At 65.4% G+C, this 17,510-nt stretch carries 19 protein-coding genes; 13 read left to right on the top strand and 6 right to left on the bottom strand.

The window, feature by feature from the left end:
- Window positions 1-78 precede the first annotated feature (78 nt).
- The 4 genes from A7D16_RS15440 to A7D16_RS15425 are packed head-to-tail and all read left to right on the top strand — an operon-like array spanning window position 79 to window position 2,963.
- The gene (locus A7D16_RS15440) at window positions 79-654 is read left to right on the top strand and encodes a nitroreductase family protein (RefSeq protein WP_064634161.1); all 576 of its coding nucleotides are present in this window, start codon (window positions 79-81) and stop codon (window positions 652-654) included.
- Window positions 651-1,637, top strand: a complete 987-nt coding sequence (locus tag A7D16_RS15435; protein WP_064634160.1) for a 5'-3' exonuclease — start codon at window positions 651-653, stop codon at window positions 1,635-1,637. The genes A7D16_RS15440 and A7D16_RS15435 overlap by 4 nt, the downstream gene beginning before the upstream one ends.
- Entirely contained in the window at window positions 1,634-2,185 is a 552-nt protein-coding gene (locus A7D16_RS15430; protein WP_006451767.1) for an NUDIX hydrolase, read from the top strand. Before A7D16_RS15435 ends, A7D16_RS15430 begins: the two co-directional genes overlap by 4 nt.
- Window positions 2,166-2,963: an N-formylglutamate amidohydrolase gene (locus tag A7D16_RS15425; protein WP_064634159.1), complete on the top strand. Its 798-nt coding sequence runs from the start codon at window positions 2,166-2,168 to the stop codon at window positions 2,961-2,963. Before A7D16_RS15430 ends, A7D16_RS15425 begins: the two co-directional genes overlap by 20 nt.
- Window positions 2,964-3,147: 184 nt before the next feature.
- Here A7D16_RS15425 and pip read toward each other — a convergent pair whose 3' ends face one another.
- Together pip and prmC are read right to left on the bottom strand one after the other, a co-directional pair.
- Window positions 3,148-4,089, bottom strand: a complete 942-nt coding sequence (gene pip / locus A7D16_RS15420; RefSeq protein WP_064634158.1) for a prolyl aminopeptidase — start codon at window positions 4,087-4,089, stop codon at window positions 3,148-3,150.
- Window positions 4,090-4,321: 232 nt separating this feature from the next.
- Window positions 4,322-5,182, bottom strand: a complete 861-nt coding sequence (gene prmC, locus A7D16_RS15415; protein WP_064634157.1) for a peptide chain release factor N(5)-glutamine methyltransferase — start codon at window positions 5,180-5,182, stop codon at window positions 4,322-4,324.
- Between the two features lie 201 nt (window positions 5,183-5,383).
- Here prmC and ahpC point away from each other — a divergent pair, with 201 nt between their 5' ends.
- The 6 genes from ahpC (at window position 5,384) to A7D16_RS15385 (ending at window position 11,593) form a co-directional block, all read left to right on the top strand.
- Window positions 5,384-5,947 carry an alkyl hydroperoxide reductase subunit C gene (ahpC, locus tag A7D16_RS15410; protein ID WP_003488826.1) on the top strand — a complete coding sequence of 188 codons (564 nt, stop codon included), beginning with the start codon at window positions 5,384-5,386 and terminating at the stop codon, window positions 5,945-5,947.
- A 212-nt stretch (window positions 5,948-6,159) separates the two neighbouring features.
- A complete protein-coding gene (gene ahpF, locus A7D16_RS15405; protein WP_064634156.1) occupies window positions 6,160-7,752 on the top strand; it encodes an alkyl hydroperoxide reductase subunit F in 1,593 nt (530 codons plus the stop codon).
- Between the two features lie 92 nt (window positions 7,753-7,844).
- A complete protein-coding gene (locus A7D16_RS15400) occupies window positions 7,845-8,786 on the top strand; it encodes a LysR substrate-binding domain-containing protein (protein ID WP_064634155.1) in 942 nt (313 codons plus the stop codon).
- Window positions 8,787-9,204: 418 nt separating this feature from the next.
- The gene (gene rnk / locus A7D16_RS15395) at window positions 9,205-9,636 is read left to right on the top strand and encodes a nucleoside diphosphate kinase regulator (protein ID WP_064634154.1); all 432 of its coding nucleotides are present in this window, start codon (window positions 9,205-9,207) and stop codon (window positions 9,634-9,636) included.
- 62 nt (window positions 9,637-9,698) lie between these two features.
- Window positions 9,699-10,667 (top strand): transaldolase, encoded by a 969-nt coding sequence (locus tag A7D16_RS15390; RefSeq protein ID WP_064634153.1) that lies wholly within the window; start codon window positions 9,699-9,701, stop codon window positions 10,665-10,667.
- Window positions 10,668-11,023: 356 nt separating this feature from the next.
- Window positions 11,024-11,593, top strand: a complete 570-nt coding sequence (locus A7D16_RS15385) for a type 1 glutamine amidotransferase family protein (protein ID WP_064634152.1) — start codon at window positions 11,024-11,026, stop codon at window positions 11,591-11,593.
- 416 nt (window positions 11,594-12,009) lie between these two features.
- Here A7D16_RS15385 and msrA read toward each other — a convergent pair whose 3' ends face one another.
- Window positions 12,010-12,660 (bottom strand): peptide-methionine (S)-S-oxide reductase MsrA, encoded by a 651-nt coding sequence (gene msrA / locus A7D16_RS15380; protein ID WP_064634151.1) that lies wholly within the window; start codon window positions 12,658-12,660, stop codon window positions 12,010-12,012.
- 96 nt (window positions 12,661-12,756) lie between these two features.
- Window positions 12,757-13,272, bottom strand: coding sequence for an SgcJ/EcaC family oxidoreductase (locus A7D16_RS15375; protein ID WP_064634150.1), 516 nt, complete (start codon window positions 13,270-13,272; stop codon window positions 12,757-12,759).
- Between the two features lie 124 nt (window positions 13,273-13,396).
- Here A7D16_RS15375 and A7D16_RS15370 point away from each other — a divergent pair, with 124 nt between their 5' ends.
- Genes A7D16_RS15370 through A7D16_RS15360 form a run of 3 tightly spaced genes read left to right on the top strand, consistent with a single transcriptional unit; the run spans window position 13,397 to window position 16,472 of the window.
- A complete protein-coding gene (locus tag A7D16_RS15370; RefSeq protein WP_064634149.1) occupies window positions 13,397-14,104 on the top strand; it encodes a helix-turn-helix transcriptional regulator in 708 nt (235 codons plus the stop codon).
- Entirely contained in the window at window positions 14,101-16,011 is a 1,911-nt protein-coding gene (locus A7D16_RS15365; RefSeq protein WP_064634148.1) for an ATP-binding protein, read from the top strand. The genes A7D16_RS15370 and A7D16_RS15365 overlap by 4 nt, the downstream gene beginning before the upstream one ends.
- Window positions 16,008-16,472: a response regulator gene (locus A7D16_RS15360; protein WP_064634147.1), complete on the top strand. Its 465-nt coding sequence runs from the start codon at window positions 16,008-16,010 to the stop codon at window positions 16,470-16,472. Before A7D16_RS15365 ends, A7D16_RS15360 begins: the two co-directional genes overlap by 4 nt.
- A 497-nt stretch (window positions 16,473-16,969) precedes the next feature.
- Here A7D16_RS15360 and A7D16_RS15355 read toward each other — a convergent pair whose 3' ends face one another.
- Window positions 16,970-17,200, bottom strand: a complete 231-nt coding sequence (locus A7D16_RS15355; protein ID WP_064634146.1) for a putative signal transducing protein — start codon at window positions 17,198-17,200, stop codon at window positions 16,970-16,972.
- A 1-nt stretch (window position 17,201) separates the two neighbouring features.
- Window positions 17,202-17,510: glutathione S-transferase C-terminal domain-containing protein (locus A7D16_RS15350; protein WP_409350103.1), on the bottom strand; the 309-nt coding region annotated here is incomplete at its 5' end.

Below are 17,510 nucleotides of genomic sequence, written 5' to 3'. Positions count from 1 at the left end.
CGGGGCCGGCCACCATGCGGCCGGCGTTGGGAAGGGCCCGTCTATAATTGGCGCATTCGTTGCCCAGAACCGCAAACTATGCACGCACCGTATTCGCTCCAGGCGCTGGACGCGCGCCGCTCGGTCCCCTCCAAACAGCTCGGCGAGCCCGGCCCGGATGAAGACACCCTGTTGCGCATGCTCACCTCGGCGGTGCGCGTGCCCGACCACGGCAAGCTGGTGCCGTTCCGCTTTCTGCGTATCAGCGGCGATGCACGCCAGGCGTTGGGAGATTTCCTCGCCGAACGCACCCAGGCCGCCGACCCGCTGGCATCGCCGGCGGCCATTGCCAAGGAACGTGGACGCTTCAGCGACGCGCCGGTGGCGATCGTGGTGATCGCCTCGCTACGCCCGGAGCACAAGGTGCCCGTGCAGGAGCAACTGCTGACCGCCGGCTGCGTGTGCTTTGCATTGCTGCAGGCAGCGCAGGCGCATGGCTTCGGTGCGCAGTGGTTGAGCGCATGGATGGCCTACGACCCGGCCGTCACCGGCTATCTGGGCCTGGAAGAAAACGAGCGCATCGCCGGCTTCATCCATATCGGCACGCCGCGCATGCAGGTGCCCGAACGCGAGCGCCCGGACCCGCGTGCGTTGCTGCGCGACTGGACTCCGTGAGCACGCTGCCGGGCGCCATTGCCGCGGCATTGCCGGGCGGTCCGCGCCCGGAGCCGCTGTATCTGATCGATGCCAGCCTGTACGTGTTCCGTGCCTGGCATTCCATCCCGGACGAGTTTCAGGACGCGCAAGGCTGGCCGACCAACGCGGTGCACGGCTTTGCGCGGTTTCTGCTGGACCTGCTGGAACGCGAGCGCCCGCAGCACATCACCATTGCCTTCGACGAAGCCCTGGATAGCTGTTTCCGGCATGCGATCTACCCCGCTTACAAGGGCAACCGCGAGCCGGCGCCGGATGCGCTGCGGCGCCAGTTTGCGCATTGCAAGGCGCTCTGCGCAGCGCTGGGCCTGAGCGTGCTGGCCCACCGCGAGTACGAGGCCGACGATCTCATAGGCAGCGCCTTGCACAGCGTGCGCGCGCAAGGCTTGCGCGGGGTCATCGTGTCGGCCGACAAGGACCTGTCGCAGCTGCTGCTCGAACACGACGAACAGTGGGATTACGCGCGCAACCTGCGCTGGGGCATGGATGGCGTGAAGGCCCGCCACGGCGTACATGCGCATCAGATCGCTGACTACCTGGCGCTGTGCGGCGATGCGATCGACAACATTCCCGGCATCACCGGCATCGGTGCCAAATCGGCGGCCGTACTGCTGGCGCATTTCGGCAGCCTGGATGCGCTGCTGGAACGCATCGACGAGATCCCGTTCCTGCGCTTGCGCGGCGCCGCGCAAATGGCCGTGCGGCTGCGCGAACAACGCGACCATGCGCTGCTGTGGCGCCAGCTCACCACCATCGCACTGGATGCACCGCTGGGCTTGACCGACGCCGGCTTCACGCGCGTGCAGGCAGATGCGGACATGCTGATCGGCTTGTGCGACAGCCTGCGCTTCGGGCCACTCACACGCCGGCGCCTGCTGGCCGTGTGCGACGGCGCCGCGCTGCCACCACCTCCCGCTTCCCTGTCTCAAGGCACCTACCCATGAACCGACACGACACCCCGCCCACCGTGGTCTACGAAGGCAAGTATCAGCGCATGGTCGTGCGTGGCACCTGGGAATATTCCGAGCGTGTGCATGCCGGCGGCCTGGCCGCGATCATCGTGGCGGTGACACCGGACGATGCGATGTTGTTCGTCGAACAGTTCCGCGTCCCGCTGCAGGCGCGCACCATCGAAATGCCGGCCGGGCTGGTGGGCGATGTGCATGCGGACGAGTCGATCGAGCTGTCGGCCATCCGCGAACTGGAAGAAGAAACCGGCTGGACCGCCGAGCATGCCGAAGTGCTGATGATCGGCCCCACCTCGGCCGGTGCCAGCAGCGAGAAGATCGCCTTCGTGCGCGCCACCGGCCTGCGCAAGGTCGGCGAAGGCGGCGGCGATGCCAGCGAAGACATCACCGTGCACGAGATCCCGCGCGCGCAGGTCGGCGCCTGGCTGGTGCAGAAGATGGCAGAGGGCTATCAGATGGACCCCAAGCTGTGGGCCGGCCTGTACCTGGTCGATCACGCACTGGATGGCACCCCGCGTGGCTGACGCTGTCGTCGCCCCCTTGCTTGGCCCCGAAGATCCGGCACCGTTCACGGTGCACAACGCGCAGGCGGCCTCGCCATGGCTGTTGATCGCCGACCATGCCGGTCAACGCGTGCCAGCACGGCTGGCCAACCTGGGCCTGCCGCAGGCTGAGCTGGACCGCCATATCGGCTGGGATATCGGCATTGCGCAGCTCACCCGGCTGTTAGCCGATGCGCTGGACGCCATTGCCATCGCGCAGACCTATTCGCGGCTAGTGGTCGACTGCAACCGCCCGCATGATTCCGCCACCCTGATGCCGGAGGTGAGCGACGGCACAGCGATTCCCGGCAACCTGCAACTGTCTGCCGACGCGCGGCGGCAGCGCATCGAGGCGATCTTCGCGCCGTACCACGCGCGCATCGCGGCAGAGCTGGATGTACGTGCGCAGCGCAGGCAACCGACCTTGCTGGTGTCGATGCACAGCTTCACCCCAACCATGGCCGGCCATGCACGTCCCTGGCATGCAGGCGTGCTGTACAACCGCGATACGCGGCTGGCGCACCGGTTACTGCAGGCCCTGCGCAGCGAGCCGGATCTGGTGGTGGGCGACAACCAGCCGTACGCGGTCAGCGATACCAGCGACTACGCGATTCCGGTGTATGGCGAAGGCCGCGGCCTGCTGCATGTGGAACTGGAAATCCGCCAGGACCTGATTGCCGATGCGGCCGGACAACACACCTGGGCAGCGCGACTGGCGCGCATTTTGCCGCCGCTGGCCCGGGCACTGCTGCCGCACTGAAACCGGCAATCACCGTAGATACAAGGAGCGCGCTGGCGCGCGATTGGGCGTTCTCGGTAACGCTCCATCGCGCGCCAGCGCGCTCTTACGGGTGACGAGGCTTTAGCGGTAATGCCTCATCGCGCGCAAGCGCGTTCCTCCGGGTCATGCACGCGCATGACCCTGCTGCGCCTGACGCGATCGCTCAGGCAAACCCATCGGTCGCACGCACCAGCGCATCGACATTTTCCGGCTCGAATGCCGAATGCCCGGAGGCCGGGCTGATCTGCAACTGCGCCTTCGGCCACACCTTGTGCAGGTCCCAGGCGCTTTGCAGCGGGCACACCACGTCGTAGCGGCCGTGCACGATCACCCCGGGGATATCGGCAATGCGGTGCGCGTCGCGCAGCAGCTGGTCTTCCACTTCGAAGAAACCGCCGTTGACGAAATAGTGGTTCTCGATGCGCGCGAACGCCAATGCGAAATGCGCGTCCTGGTGCCCGGTGACGAAGTCGTCGTCCACATGCAAAAAGCTGGTGGCGCCTTCCCACACGCTCCAGGCCTTGGCTGCGGCCAGACGCGTGGCTTCGTCATCGCTGGTCAGACGACGATGGAAGGCGGACATCAGATCGGCGCGTTCCACCGGCGGAATCGCGTTGACGTAATGCTCCCACGCATCCGGGAACAACCGGCTGGCGCCTTGCTGATAGAACCATTCCAGCTCGAAGCGACGCAGTAAAAAAATGCCGCGCAGCACCAGCTCGGTGACCTGTTGCGGATGGGTCTGCGCATACGCCAGCGCCAGCGTGGAGCCCCAGCTGCCGCCAAACACCTGCCAACGGTCGATGCCCAGATGCGTGCGCAGACGCTCGATATCGGCCACCAGATCCCAGGTGGTGTTGTCGACAAGATCGGCATGCGGCGTGGAGCGGCCGGAACCGCGCTGATCGAACAGCACGATGCGGTACTTGGCCGGGTCGTGGAAGCGCCGCATCTTGTCGTTGCAGCCGCCGCCCGGGCCGCCATGCAACATCACCACCGGCTTACCCTGCGGATTGCCGCACTGCTCGAAATACAGCGTGTGGCGGTCGTCGACCTTCAGGCTGCCCTGCTCGTAGGGCGTGATCTCGGGATAGAGCGTGCGCATGCGTCGGTCCTGCGGGAAACCGCTAGTGTATCGGCAGCCGGCGCACGCACCCAGGCGCCCCTTTGCGTTCGAAAGCGCAGCTGCAGAGGCATGGGCGAAGATTGGAAGCAACGAAGCTTTTGCGCTTGGCGCCAGGGCGCGCGATCAGTCAGTGTCATCGGCAGAGCGAACGCGCGTACTCCAGCGCGGAGCCCGGGGTCCGTTTACCGGGACAACCACGCGCTACGTTGTGTCAGCCGCGCTGGCCCGCAGCTGGCGACCAGCAACCCAACGTCACCCGGTCGCGCTGCTCCAGATCCTGATGCGTGGCCACTGCGGCGAAACCGCGCGCAGCCAGCAGTTCGGCCACGGCGACGCCCTGGTCCCAGCCGTGCTCCAGCAGCAGCCAGCCGCCCGGCAGCAGATGCGCAGGCGCATCGGCCACGATCAGGCGGATATCGTCCAGCCCGTCGCTGCCCGATGCCAGTGCGCTGGCCGGTTCGTAGCGCAGATCGCCCTGGTGCAGATGCGGGTCGTGCGCAGCGATATACGGCGGGTTGCTGACGATCAGGTCGAACGCCTCGGCGGCCAACGGCGCGAACCAGCTACCCAGCCGACAGTCGACATTGCCTAACCCATGGCTGTGGGCATTGCGTTGGGCCATCGCCAGCGCCGCGGCGCTGGCATCGGTGGCGATCACCTGCGCCTGCCGGCGTTCGCTGGCGATGGCCAGCGCAATCGCGCCGCTGCCGGTGCCCAGATCGGCGGCGCGACGGCCCGGCACGCTGTCGAAGCGTTCCAGAGCAAGCTCGACCAGCAGCTCGGTGTCGGCACGCGGGATCAGCGTGGCCGGCGAAACCGCCAGATCCAGCGTCCAGAAGCCGCGCGAGCCGGTCAGATAGGCCACCGGCTCGCCCGCCTCGCGCCGCTGAACCAGAGACTCGAACGCCTGCGCCACCGATAGAGGCAGCGGATCGCGCCCGTGCATGAACAACCAGGCGCGATCGCGCCCCAATGCATGCAGCAGCAGTGGCTCCGCATCGCAGCGCTCGATCCGCTCGGTGGCCCGCCGCAGCAACTGATCGGCGGGAATGGCGGCGAGATCGTCGGACATACGGGCTGTTCACTCCTGCGCAACATCGGCTGACCATTATCGGCGATGACGTTGCCGCGGTTGCGCTAGACATCGTCTACAAAATTGATAGCCTAAGCCTATCTATACAATTCCATCAATCGATTTGAGGAATCTATCGATCCTGCCTACCATGGCGACTGTTCCATCCCCCGCCCCCCTTTCATTGCACGAGGAAACTCAATGTCTCTCATCAACACCCAGGTCCAGCCGTTCAAGGCGAATGCGTACCACAACGGCAACTTCATCGAAGTCACCGAGGCCAGCCTGAAGGGCAAGTGGTCGGTACTGATCTTCATGCCGGCCGCCTTCACCTTCAATTGCCCGACCGAAGTGGAAGACGCCGCCGACAACTATGCCGCGTTCCAGAAGGCTGGCGCCGAGGTGTACATCGTCACCACCGACACGCACTTCTCGCACAAGGTGTGGCACGAAACCTCGCCGGCCGTGGGCAAGGCGCAATTCCCGCTGATCGGCGACCCGACCCACAAGCTGACCCGCGCCTTCGGCGTGCACATTGAAGAAGAAGGCCTGGCCCTGCGCGGCACCTTCATCATCAATCCGGAAGGCGTGATCAAGACCCTGGAAATCCACGACAACTCGATCGCCCGCGACGTCACCGAGACGCTGCGCAAGCTCACTGCCGCGCAGTTCGTGGCCAACAACCCTGGCCAGGTCTGCCCGGCCAAGTGGAAGGAAGGCGCCAAGACCCTGGCTCCGTCGCTGGACCTGGTCGGCAAGATCTAAGCTGGCTGTCATCTCCGACCTGTCGCCAGGTCGGAGCATCTCCGGCCCGCACGGGCCGGGGGTGAACCGGAGCCGGTGCCGGGCTGCCCGCCAGCCATCGCCAGCACGCACCCCGACCTCGCGCCGGCTGCGGTTCACTCCCTTCCTCCCCGGCGACCTGCCCCAAGGCAGCCACGCCACGCCCTCCCCTTGCCCATTCCCAGGAGTTTTCCATGTTGGATGCCAATCTCAAGACCCAGCTGACCGCCTACCTGGAACGGGTGACGCGCCCGATCCAGATCCATGCTTCGATCGACGACAGCACCGGCTCGCGCGAAATGCTCGACCTGCTCGAAGATCTGGTGCTGCTCTCGGACAAGATCAGCCTGGACATCCACCGCGACGACAACCAGCGCAAGCCCTCGTTCGCGCTGACCTCGCCCGGCCAGGACATCTCGCTGCGCTTTGCCGGCCTGCCGATGGGCCACGAGTTCACCTCGCTGGTGCTGGCACTGCTGCAGGTCGGCGGCCACCCGTCCAAGGCCACTGCCGAGCTGATCGAGCAGGTGCAGCACCTGGATGGCGACTACCAGTTCGAAACCTACTTCTCGCTGTCGTGCCAGAACTGCCCGGACGTGGTGCAGGCGCTGAACCTGGCTGCCGTGCTCAACCCGCGCATCAAGCATGTCGCCATCGACGGCGCCTGGTTCCAGGACGAAGTGGAAACCCGCCAGATCATGTCGGTGCCCACCGTGTACTTGAATGGTGAGCTGTTCGACCAGGGCCGCATGACGCTGGAGCAGATTGTCGCCAAGCTCGACACCAACGCCGCCAAGCGCGATGCCGCAAAAATCGCCGCCAAAGACGCCTTCGACGTGCTGGTGGTAGGCGGTGGCCCGGCCGGTTCGGCAGCGGCGGTCTATGCCGCACGCAAGGGCATCCGCACCGGTGTGGCCGCCGAACGTTTCGGTGGGCAGGTGCTGGACACCATGTCGATCGAAAACTTCATCTCCGTGCCGGAAACCGAAGGCCCGAAGATGGCTGCGGCGCTCGAACAGCACGTGCGCCAGTACGACGTGGACATCATGAACCTGCAGCGTGCCGAGCAGCTGATCCCGGCCGGTGCCGATGGCCTGATCGAAATCAAGCTGGCCAATGGCGCCTCGCTCAAGAGCAAGACCGTGATCCTGTCCACCGGTGCGCGCTGGAGGCAGATGAACGTGCCCGGCGAAGACCAGTACAAGAACAAGGGCGTGGCCTATTGCCCGCATTGCGACGGCCCGCTGTTCAAGGGCAAGCGCGTGGCGGTGATCGGCGGCGGCAATTCAGGCGTGGAAGCGGCGATCGACCTGGCCGGCATCGTGGCGCATGTCACGCTGGTGGAATTCGACGACAAGCTGCGCGCCGACGAAGTGCTGCAGCGCAAGCTGCGCAGCCTGCACAACGTGCGCATCATCACCAGCGCGCAGACCACCGAAGTGCTCGGCGACGGGCAGAAGGTCACCGGCCTGGTCTACAAGGACCGCACCGGCGGCGACATCCAGCACGTCGACCTGGAAGGTGTGTTCGTGCAGATCGGCCTGCTGCCCAACACCGAGTTCCTGCGCGGCACGGTGGCGTTGTCGCCGCGCGGCGAGATCATCGTCGACGACCGTGGCCAGACCGATGTAGCGGGCGTGTTCGCCGCAGGCGACGCCACCACCGTGCCGTACAAGCAGATCGTGATCGCGATGGGCGAAGGTTCCAAGGCAGCCCTGAGCGCCTTCGATCACCTGATCCGCTCCAGCGCACCGGCCAGTGCCGAGGCCGTGGCACAGGCCGCATAAGCCAGCGCTTTGCAAGCGCCCGGCCAGCCCGGGCGCTAAGCTCGCACCACGCTCCAGCAAGTTCCCCGTCACCGCAATGAAGGCTGCTGCATATGAATCTGCGTGACCTGAAATATCTGGTAGCCCTGGCCGACCACAAGCACTTCGGCCGTGCTGCGACGGCGTGTTTTGTCAGTCAGCCAACGCTATCCACACAGATCAAGAAACTCGAAGACGAGCTCGGCGTGTCGCTGGTGGAACGGGCGCCGCGCAAGGTCATGCTGACCCCGGCCGGCCGCGAAGCTGCCGTGCGTGCGCGCAGCATCGTGGCCGAAGTGGAACAGATGAAGGAAGCTGCACGCCGCAGCCAGGACCCGGAAGCCGGCACCGTGCGTTTAGGCATCTTCCCTACCCTGGCACCATATCTGTTGCCGCATGTGGTGCCACGCATCCGCGAACGCTTCCCGCGTCTGGAACTGCTGTTGATCGAAGAGAAGAGCGACCAGCTGGTGCACCAGCTGCGCGAAGGCCGCCTGGATGCCGCACTGCTGGCGCTGCCATTGCAGGACGACCAACTGCATGCCGAATTTCTGTTTGAAGAGCCCTTCGTGCTGGCGGTACCGGAAGGCCACCCGCTCTCGCGCCACGACAGCATGACGCTGGACGATCTGTCCGAGCAGCGTTTGCTGCTGCTGGAAGACGGCCACTGCCTGCGCGAGCAGGCACTGGATGTCTGTCATCTGGCCGGTGCACTGGAAAAATCCGAATTTCAGGCGACCAGCCTGGAAACGCTGCGCCAGATGGTGGCCGCCAATGTCGGCGTCACCTTGTTGCCACTGCTTGCGGTCAAGCCGCCGGTTGCGCGTTCGGAGAACATCCGCTTGATTCGCTTCCGCGAAGACAAGCAGCCCAGCCGCCGTATCGCGATGGCCTGGCGTCGTAGCTCGGCGATGACGGCGTTCCTGGAGCAACTGTCGCAATTGTTCAAGGAATTGCCGGACAGCTTGTTTACGCTGGATCAGCCTGCGACAGGACCGAAGGCGGTTGCGGCCTGAGGCCTGAGGCCGGGAATCGGGAATCGGGAATCGGGAATCGGAAGAGCATGTCGCGGCTGCGGTCGCTTTGAGTCGCGTTTGTAGGTTTGGCCTTGAGCGGCGCGCGAGCGCCGCTTTTGTCTGGCTGCGTGCAGTACACCTGCTGAGATCCGACGCCATAGCAAGGCCGCCGCTGAACGCAATGCCGCTGAGCGCAATGGTTTGTTCGCTGCTCTAAAAGTACCTGTTGTGGCCTGTTTCTGCGGCTGTGCCATCCCCAGCGCTTACCCCCGCACTTGGAATCCATCACGCCTGCCGTGGCGCACTCGGCAGTGGCCTGCGATCTCGGCACGGCCACGCATTGCGATCGAGCGCCGGCGCCCTCATCTCCTCAGTGTCGCTTGCCGCGTTGGCAAGCCATATTCGTCAGGAGACTGCCATGACTTCGCAACACCACAGCGGCTTGCCGCCATCCATTCTGGTATCCAGCCACGACCTTGCCCGGCTTGAGGCATTGCTCGATTCGCCGACCTTCAACAAGCATCCCGCCGCCACTGCGCTGAGCGATGAACTGGGCCGCGCCCGCGTGCTGCCGCCCGACCAGATTCCCGGCGATGTCGTCACCATGCACGCGCGCATCGAATGCGAAGACCAGCTGCATGGCGAACGGCATACGCTCACCCTTGTGTATCCGCATGAGGCCGATGTACAGCAAGGCCGCATCTCGGTGCTTGCGCCGGTCGGCAGCGCGCTGCTCGGCCTGTCGGTTGGTCAGAGCATCGATTGGCGCACGCCTGACGGGCGCGACCTGCGCCTGCGTGTGACGGCCGTGTACGACCAACCCGCAGTCGCGAGCGACTTCCAGCGCTGAGCGCGCTAACGTAGCGCGCTGCGTCTATCCCCCGACCCGTTCCACGATTCGAGAGAACCCGCATGACCGCATCCCCCTCCAAGCTCGCCCAGCTGCGTGAACTGTCCGTTGTCGTTGCCGATACCGGCGACTACGACGCCATCAAGCGCCTGCAGCCAGTCGACTGCACCACCAATCCCACCCTGGTCAAAAAAGCGCTGGACCTGCCGGTCTATTCCGATCTGCTCGAGCGCGAACTGGCCTGGGGCCGCGCGCACGGCGGCGACGATCGCACCACCACCGTCAACGAAGTGGCCGACCGCCTCACCGTCGGCGTGGGCGTCAAGTTGTCCGAACTGGTGCCCGGCCGCGTCTCCACCGAGGTCGACGCCGATCTGGCGCACGACACCCAGGCCACCATCGCCAAGGCGCGCAAGTTCGTTGCGATGTACGCCGAGCGCGGCGTCTCCAAGGACAAGATCCTGATCAAGATCGCAGCGACCTGGGAAGGCATCGAAGCCGCCCGTCAGCTGCAGCTGGATGGCATCGATTGCAACCTCACCTTGATCTTCAACCGCTCGCAAGCGCTGGCCTGCGCCGAGGCCGGCGTGTTCCTGATCTCGCCGTTCGTGGGCCGCATCCTGGATTACTACGTGGCCCAGGGGCAGACCCCCGCCAGCATCGATGAAGACCCGGGCGTGGTGTTCGTGCGCACCGTCTACAACGCGTTCAAGCAGCGCGGCTCGTCCACGGTGGTGATGGGCGCCTCGTTCCGCTCCACCGCGCAGATCGAAGCATTGGCCGGTTGCGACCGCCTGACCATCTCGCCGGATCTGCTGGAAAAACTCGACGCCGAGTACGGCGAACTGCCGCGCAAGCTCTCGCCGGCCAAGGCCGACAACGCCCAGATCACTCCGATCGACAGCGACAGCTTCGCCTCTGGCCTGGCCGCCGATGCGATGGCTACCGAGAAACTGGCCAGCGGCATCGACACCTTCGCCAAGGACTTGCACGCACTGCGCAAGACCATCGCCGACAAGCTCGCCGGCTGATCGAGGCAGGTTGCTTCTGCGACACCGACGCCTGCAGCCCGATGGCTGCGGGCGTTGTCGTTTGTGGAGGTGGCAGCGCCATTGCCTGCCACCGAGGCACCAGCGATGGACGCGATACCATGGCGCCCTGCATCGCCGACCGCCTGCCATCTTTCGTGCAGGCCTAACGCCCGGTATCGGCATTACCACGATCGCTGCAAGCTCGGGCGCTCGGGCACCGCACACGCCCTGCCCCGCTGCGTAATGCGCCACACATGGCCGACCAGCACGCCCCGCCACCCCTCTCCACACTCCGCTTACACCCGCCACGCGCGCACTGCCTAGAATCCGGATTCGCTCAACTGGCGTAACGGACAATGGCAAACATTGCAGTGGTGATGGTCGACGGCGTAGCCGACTGGGAAATCGGCGTGGTGCTGCCGGCGGCGCGCGAGTGGTTCGGCGACCAGGTCGCCATCGCCAGCATCGACGGGCAGCCGGTACAGTCCCTCGGCGGCCTGCGCATCACGCCGGAATTTGCGCTGTGCGATCTGGCGCCACTTGAGGCTGATCTGTGGATTTTGCCCGGCAGCGAACGCTGGCAAGCCGGTGAGATTCCCGGCCTGAGCGGCCTGCTGGTCGAGCGCGTGCAGCAGCAGCGCCCGGTTGCGGCAATCTGCGGCGCCACCCTCGCCTTCGCGTACGCAGGCCTGCTCGATGAGCGCGCGCACACCAGCAACGCGCTGGCGTTTCTGCAGGAACATGTCGTGCCATATGCGGGCGCTGCGCACTACCGTCATGAAAAAGTCGTCAGCGCCGATGGCGTCATCACCGCCCCCGGCACCAGCCCGGTGGGTTTCGCCCTGGCTTGCATGCGGCTGCTGCATCCGGATCGCACCGACACGTTGGCACAGTTGCGCGGCATGTTTGCTGGCGAATTCGTCTGATCCAGCGGACTCAGGCGCGCACAGCTGGTGCTCGGCACCGACGCGCCGTGCTGATGCCCTGAACTAGGTTTGCGCACCGTTGGCCGCAGTGATTCGCCAGCAGTGATTCGCCACCGAGTCGCTGCGGCGAGTGCGTCAGCTTTCTGCATCGCTCGCCGCAGCACTCACCAACACTGATTGCGACACAGCTTCGCCAAGCCGGTTCGCCGTGCGTGCGCACGGCGCCACCGCCAACCTGTCGTGTGGACACCATCCAAAAAAAGATGGCCACGTCGTCTCCGACGCAGCCATTCAAGTTGCCTGGCATGCACTCCCATGCGCTGCCTGATCGTGATAACGCTGCCGGTCACTGTTGGCCATCGGCACGCTGCCACGATCATGTGGATGACAGCGTTTCAATCCGGCCCGCCTTTCCGTCAGGCATCCAGCCCGATCGGGCAGCTCACTCCCGTGCCGCCAAGCCCGCAATAGCCATTGGGATGCTTGGCGAGATATTGCTGGTGATCGTCTTCGGCGTAGTAGAACGTGGGCGCCGGGAAACGGATCTCCGTGGTGATTGCGCCATACCCGGCGGCATCCAGTTGCTGCTGGTACGCATCGCGGCTGGCAAGCGCGGCGTCGTACTGCGCCTGCGTGGTGCAGTAAATCGCCGAGCGGTATTGCGTGCCCACATCGTTACCCTGCTGCATGCCCTGGGTCGGGTCGTGGCTTTCCCAGAAGGTGCGCAGCAACTGCGTGAACGACACGGCCTGCTCGTCGAACACCACCAGCACCGCCTCGGTGTGGCCGGTCTGCCCGGAACACACTTCCGGGTAGGTCGCATTCGGCGTCTGACCGCCGGCGTAACCCACCGCCGTGGTGTACACCCCTGGCACGTTCCAGAACTTGCGTTCTGCGCCCCAGAAGCAGCCAAGCCCGAAGTGCACCTGGGCCAGGCCGGTGAACTCCCCGCGCAACGGATGGCCGTTGACCAGGTGCGTGTTGTGTAACGGCAGCGCTTGCTCGCGGCCCGGCAGTGCGTCGCCTGGACGTGGCATGCGTTGTTTGAAGGCGCCGATTCCCAGCATGGTGCAACTCCGCAATCGTGAGGATTGCCTGCTGGATGGCGCCGGCCGCGGCGGCTTTCAAGCCTGCACGGCCGGCGCACGGTCGCTGGACATCACTTACTTGGTCTTGGCAACCGCCGAGCGCGTATCCACTTCCGGCATCGCCGAGCTGTGGTGGTTGATGATCAGCCACTTGCCGTCGCGCTTTTCGTACACGAAGGTGTAGCGCGCCTGCACGTTGCTCTTCTTGCCCTCTTTATCGGTCAGGGTGAAGGTATAGACGCCGGCATCCACTGCACTGTCGTCATCGAGCACACGCACGGTGCGGTAATTGATCACGCCCTGCGGCTTCTTGGTCAGGAACATCTCGAAGTACTTTTCGATCTGCTCGCGCGAGGCGCGCACTTCGTTGGAGACCGTCGGCAGCAGCACGCCGTCCGGTGCATACAGATCGGCCACCTTGTCGGGGTTGCCAGTGGCCAGTGCGGCGTTCCAGGTATCGAACAGCGCGGCGACTTCGCGCTCCTCGCCGCCGGCCGGCAGCTTGGCCTTGTCGGTGTAATGCATCACGCCGCCAGCCAGCGCCGGGGTGGCAGCCAGAGCCAGAACCAGAGAGAAGAGAGTGCGACGCATTGGGAATCTCCGTGTGGTTGATGGGGGTGCCTCATCGGGCAAGCTCAGTATCGAAATCAGGCAGCCCCAAAAATTCTGCCGAATGGCATATACTCAAATATGCTGATCGGCCTAAAGCGAAATCATGGAAAACCCCACCAACGCTGGCGATTGGCGCCTGACCTTACGCCGCGAAGCCTCAGATAGCGCGCGTTGGCAGGCGCTGTGGGAGGCCGCTGTGGTGCTGCGCCAGGCGCACAGCCCCGAACAGGCCTGCGACGCCGTGCTGGGGCGGGTGCTGGCGCTGCTTGGCCTGGAGCACGGCGCGGTGCTGGCGCAACGCGGCCCGCGCACGCAGGTGTTGGCCAGCCGCGGCCGCGCACTGCCGCCCGGAGCCAGCGCCGCCGGTGACGGCCACGAAGCGGCGTGGCTGATGCCGCCGCGCCCGTCCGACATCCGCGAAGCCAGGGTGCCGATCCATGCGCTGGGGACCACCCACGGCATGGTCTGCGTAGCCTGGAACGAGGGCCGCCCGGCACCCGGCAACGACGATGTGCAGGCGCTGCAGGCATTCGCGCTGCTGCTGCCGGCGATGGTGGCCGAACCGGCCAAGCCGCTCACCACGCGGCGGCGCAAACCGGTGCAGGACGATCGCCTCGGCGCGCTGAGCAAACGCGAAAAGCAGGTGTTGTCGTTGCTCCCGCGCGGACTCACTAACGCGACCCTCGCAGCTGAACTGGGGATTTCTCCCGGCACGGTGAAAGTGCATGTGGAGCGAATCCTGCAGAAACTTGAGGTAAAAGATCGCACCCAGGCCGCGGTGTACGCGGTTCAATCCGGACTTGCGCTATGAATGCATTGGCAGTGCGTTGGAACGATTGGCCGATTACCCGCAAAAGCCTGGCGGTCGTCACTTTGCCGTTGCTGTTGCTGGCCGTCGCATTGATGGCGATCTACAGCGTGGAGCGGCAGAACATCGCCGCCGAAAACGACGTGCGGCAGACCCTGGAAGTGCTGAGCGACCTGTACGAAGCGCATGCGCTGCTGGCCGAAACTGCAGCCGGTGTGCGCGGATATCGGCTGGTGCGGCGCGATGAATTCCTTACCCCGTATCGCGATGCCGAGCCGCGCCTGCAGCGTGTGGCCGAGCGTCTGTCGCAACGCATTACCGACCCGGGCCAGGCCCGGCGGTTTGCGCGCATCAAGCCACTTTTTGCCGAAAAAATGCAGGGTTGGCGCCGCTTGCTGGCACCGGATCTGAGCCGCGAGGAAGAGATCCGCCAGCTCTGGGATGGCAAGTACAAGCTCGACATCCTGCGTGCGGAACTGCGCGAGCTGCGCAACTATGAAACCGCGCAATTGCAGGTGCGTACCGCCAAGGCGCAAGGGCTGCGTCAACGCAACCTCATCATCACCTTGAGTGCAGCGATGCTGGGCGGCCTGGGCGCGGTATTTGCGGTGGCATGGTTCGCCTCGGCATTGTCGGGGCGCCTGCGTACGCTGGCCGCCAACGCCGACCGCCTGGGCGAAGGCTTGCCGCTGGCAGCGCAGCCGCGCGCCGGCGATGAGTTGGGCCAGGTCGGTCAGCGATTGGCACAGGCCAGCGAGCTGCTGGCCGCACGTGCAGCCGAAGCGCAGTTGGCGCGGCGCGAGGCGGAGACCGCCAACCGCGCAAAGACCGAATTCCTTTCGCGCAGTAGCCACGAACTGCGGACCCCGCTCAATGCCATCCTGGGCTATGCGCAGGTGCTGGAAATGGACCTGCCCGAGCCCGGTCATCGCCGCCATCTGCAGCACATCCTGGGTGCTGGCCGGCATTTGCTCGGGTTGATCACCGAGCTGCTGGACATCGCGCGGATCGAAGCCGATCAGCTGGATCTGAGCCCGGAGCCGATCTCGGTGCGCGCCGCCGTGCACGAGGCGCTGGGCCTGATCGCACCGGATGCGGACAAGCACGGCATCGCGCTGCAACCTTCGTCCATCGACGGGCCGTGGACGGTGCGCGCCGATGCGCAGCGGCTGCGCCAGGTGCTGCTCAATCTGTTGTCGAATGCGGTCAAGTTCAATCGCACCGGTGGGCAGGTGCAGGTGAGTACACAGGTTGATGGCGAGCAGGTGCGCATCACCGTTGCCGACCAGGGCGCGGGGCTGACGCCGGCGCAGATCGAGCGTTTGTTCACGCCGTTCGAACGGCTGGGCGCCGAGCGCTCGGCAGTGGAAGGCACCGGCCTGGGGCTGGCGTTGAGCAAGCGCTTGATCGAGGCAATGGGCGGGCGCATCGGCGTGGACAGCAGCCGCGATGGCGCGCGCTTCTGGATTTCATTGCCGCAAGGCGAGCATCAGCATAGCGAACCGGCACGCAGCCTGTTGCCGCCGAGCAACGCGGGCAGCGGCGTGTGCCGGCTGTTGAGCATCGAAGACAACCCGTCCAACCAGGCCTTGATCCGCACGCTCACCGAACGTCGCCCGCAATGGCAACTGCTCGAAGCCGCCAGCCTGGCGCAGGCACGTGAGCTGTTGAAGCAGGGCGCGCCGGATCTGATCCTGCTGGATCTGCATCTGAGCGATGGCAACGGCGAAGAGCTGCTGCGCGAACTGCAGGCGCAGCCGGCAATGGCGGCCATCCCGGTGGTGGTGATCAGTGCCGATGCCACGACCGCCACGCTGGCGCGGGTGGGGAATCAAGGCGTGCGCGCCTACCTGACCAAGCCGCTCGATGTGGCGGAATTTTTCTCTGTGATCGACAGGTTGCTGGCATGACACGCGATGAAATCCTCGGCTCCCGCATCCTCATCGTCGACGACGAGCCGGCCAATGTGCGGCTGCTGGAAGACTTGCTGCAACGCGAAGGCTTTCAGCAAGTGATCGCCACCACCGATCCGCTGCGGGTCATGGGGCTGGTGTCGGCATTCGCGCCGGACCTGATCCTGCTGGATCTGAAGATGCCGGAACTGGACGGTTATGCGCTGCTGGAGCAGCTGGCGCGGCTGTCCGACCCCGGCCACTTTCTGCCGGTGATCGTGCTCACCGCCGACCCCAGCCGCAGCGCGCGCCACCGTGCATTGGGCCTGGGGGCAAAGGATTTTTTGACCAAACCGCTGGACACCTTCGAAGTCGCCTTGCGGGTCTGGAACGTGGCCGAAACCACCGTTTTGTTCAAACGCCTGCGCGCGCTGGCTGCCCCGGAGGCAGCGCCACCGGGGTGGCGTCAGCAGAGTTGAGTTGGAGGGTGGATGCTGTGCGAGCTGAAGGCTTTTACTCGCCCACCTTCACGCAAGCGGGTGATGTGTGGCTACGCTGCAGGGCCCTTGCCCGCCCACCATCGCAGGACACGCTGCAAGTACGTCCATGTAGCTCTGGCGCGGCATCCATGCCGCTCAAGGTCCCGCGACGGTGGGCGGGCAAGGACCAGTCGAGTTAGTCGGTGTGCACAGGTTTCAACAAGCGATCAGCAAACTGGTGACGCTGTGGCTTCGCTCTTCAACAAACCACCCGCCAACGGTCTGGCGCGGTGCCCTCACCGATAGCGCGACCGTTGGCGGCATGGGTGCCGCCAACAAGCCCCCATGGACGGGTTAACGGCGTGCCCCTCCAGCGGTGACGGCATCGCGCACTCGGCCGACTCCGCACCAGCCAACTACCTGGTGCGGCGGCGCCGTCCAACTAAACTTTTGATCTAGACCGGCTGGCCACATGACCACGCAGCAATTCAACAATCTCACACCGCGCGCGTGACGTGTCCGCACAAACCGATTTCCGCCAGCACTGCCTGGGCCTGGCTCAGATGCATGTCGGCCACGCAGACTTGCAGCACGCCGAAGGCCGGCAATTCGCCGGCACCGCCCAATAGCGACTCGCCGAACACGAATGCGGTGATGCCGGCATCTTCCAGTGCGTGCTTGGCCAGATGCGCGTCGATGATGTGGCTGGCGCGATACGCGATCTGCATGTCAGCCGCGCTCCAGGCGTTCGCGCTCGGCGCCCTGTTTCCACTCGCGCAGTGCCGGCAGTGCATCCAGTGCCGCCAGGTAATCGCCGGCGGCTTCGAACAGCGGCACGCCGTAGCTGGCAAAGCGCAGCGCCACCGGTGCGAACATCGCATCGACAATGCCGAAGTCGCCGCACAGGAACTGCCCGGCATGGCCATGTTCGGCGCGCAGGGTGGCCCACAGCGCCTGGATGCGGGTGATATCGCGTTCGGCGGCCGCATCCCACTGCGCGCCGAACATGGCCATGCCGGGCAGTTCCTGTGCGGCGAC

This window comes from Xanthomonas nasturtii, assembly GCF_001660815.1.
Taxonomy (GTDB): domain Bacteria; phylum Pseudomonadota; class Gammaproteobacteria; order Xanthomonadales; family Xanthomonadaceae; genus Xanthomonas; species Xanthomonas nasturtii.
This window is presented reverse-complemented; position numbering and strand designations above follow the sequence as displayed.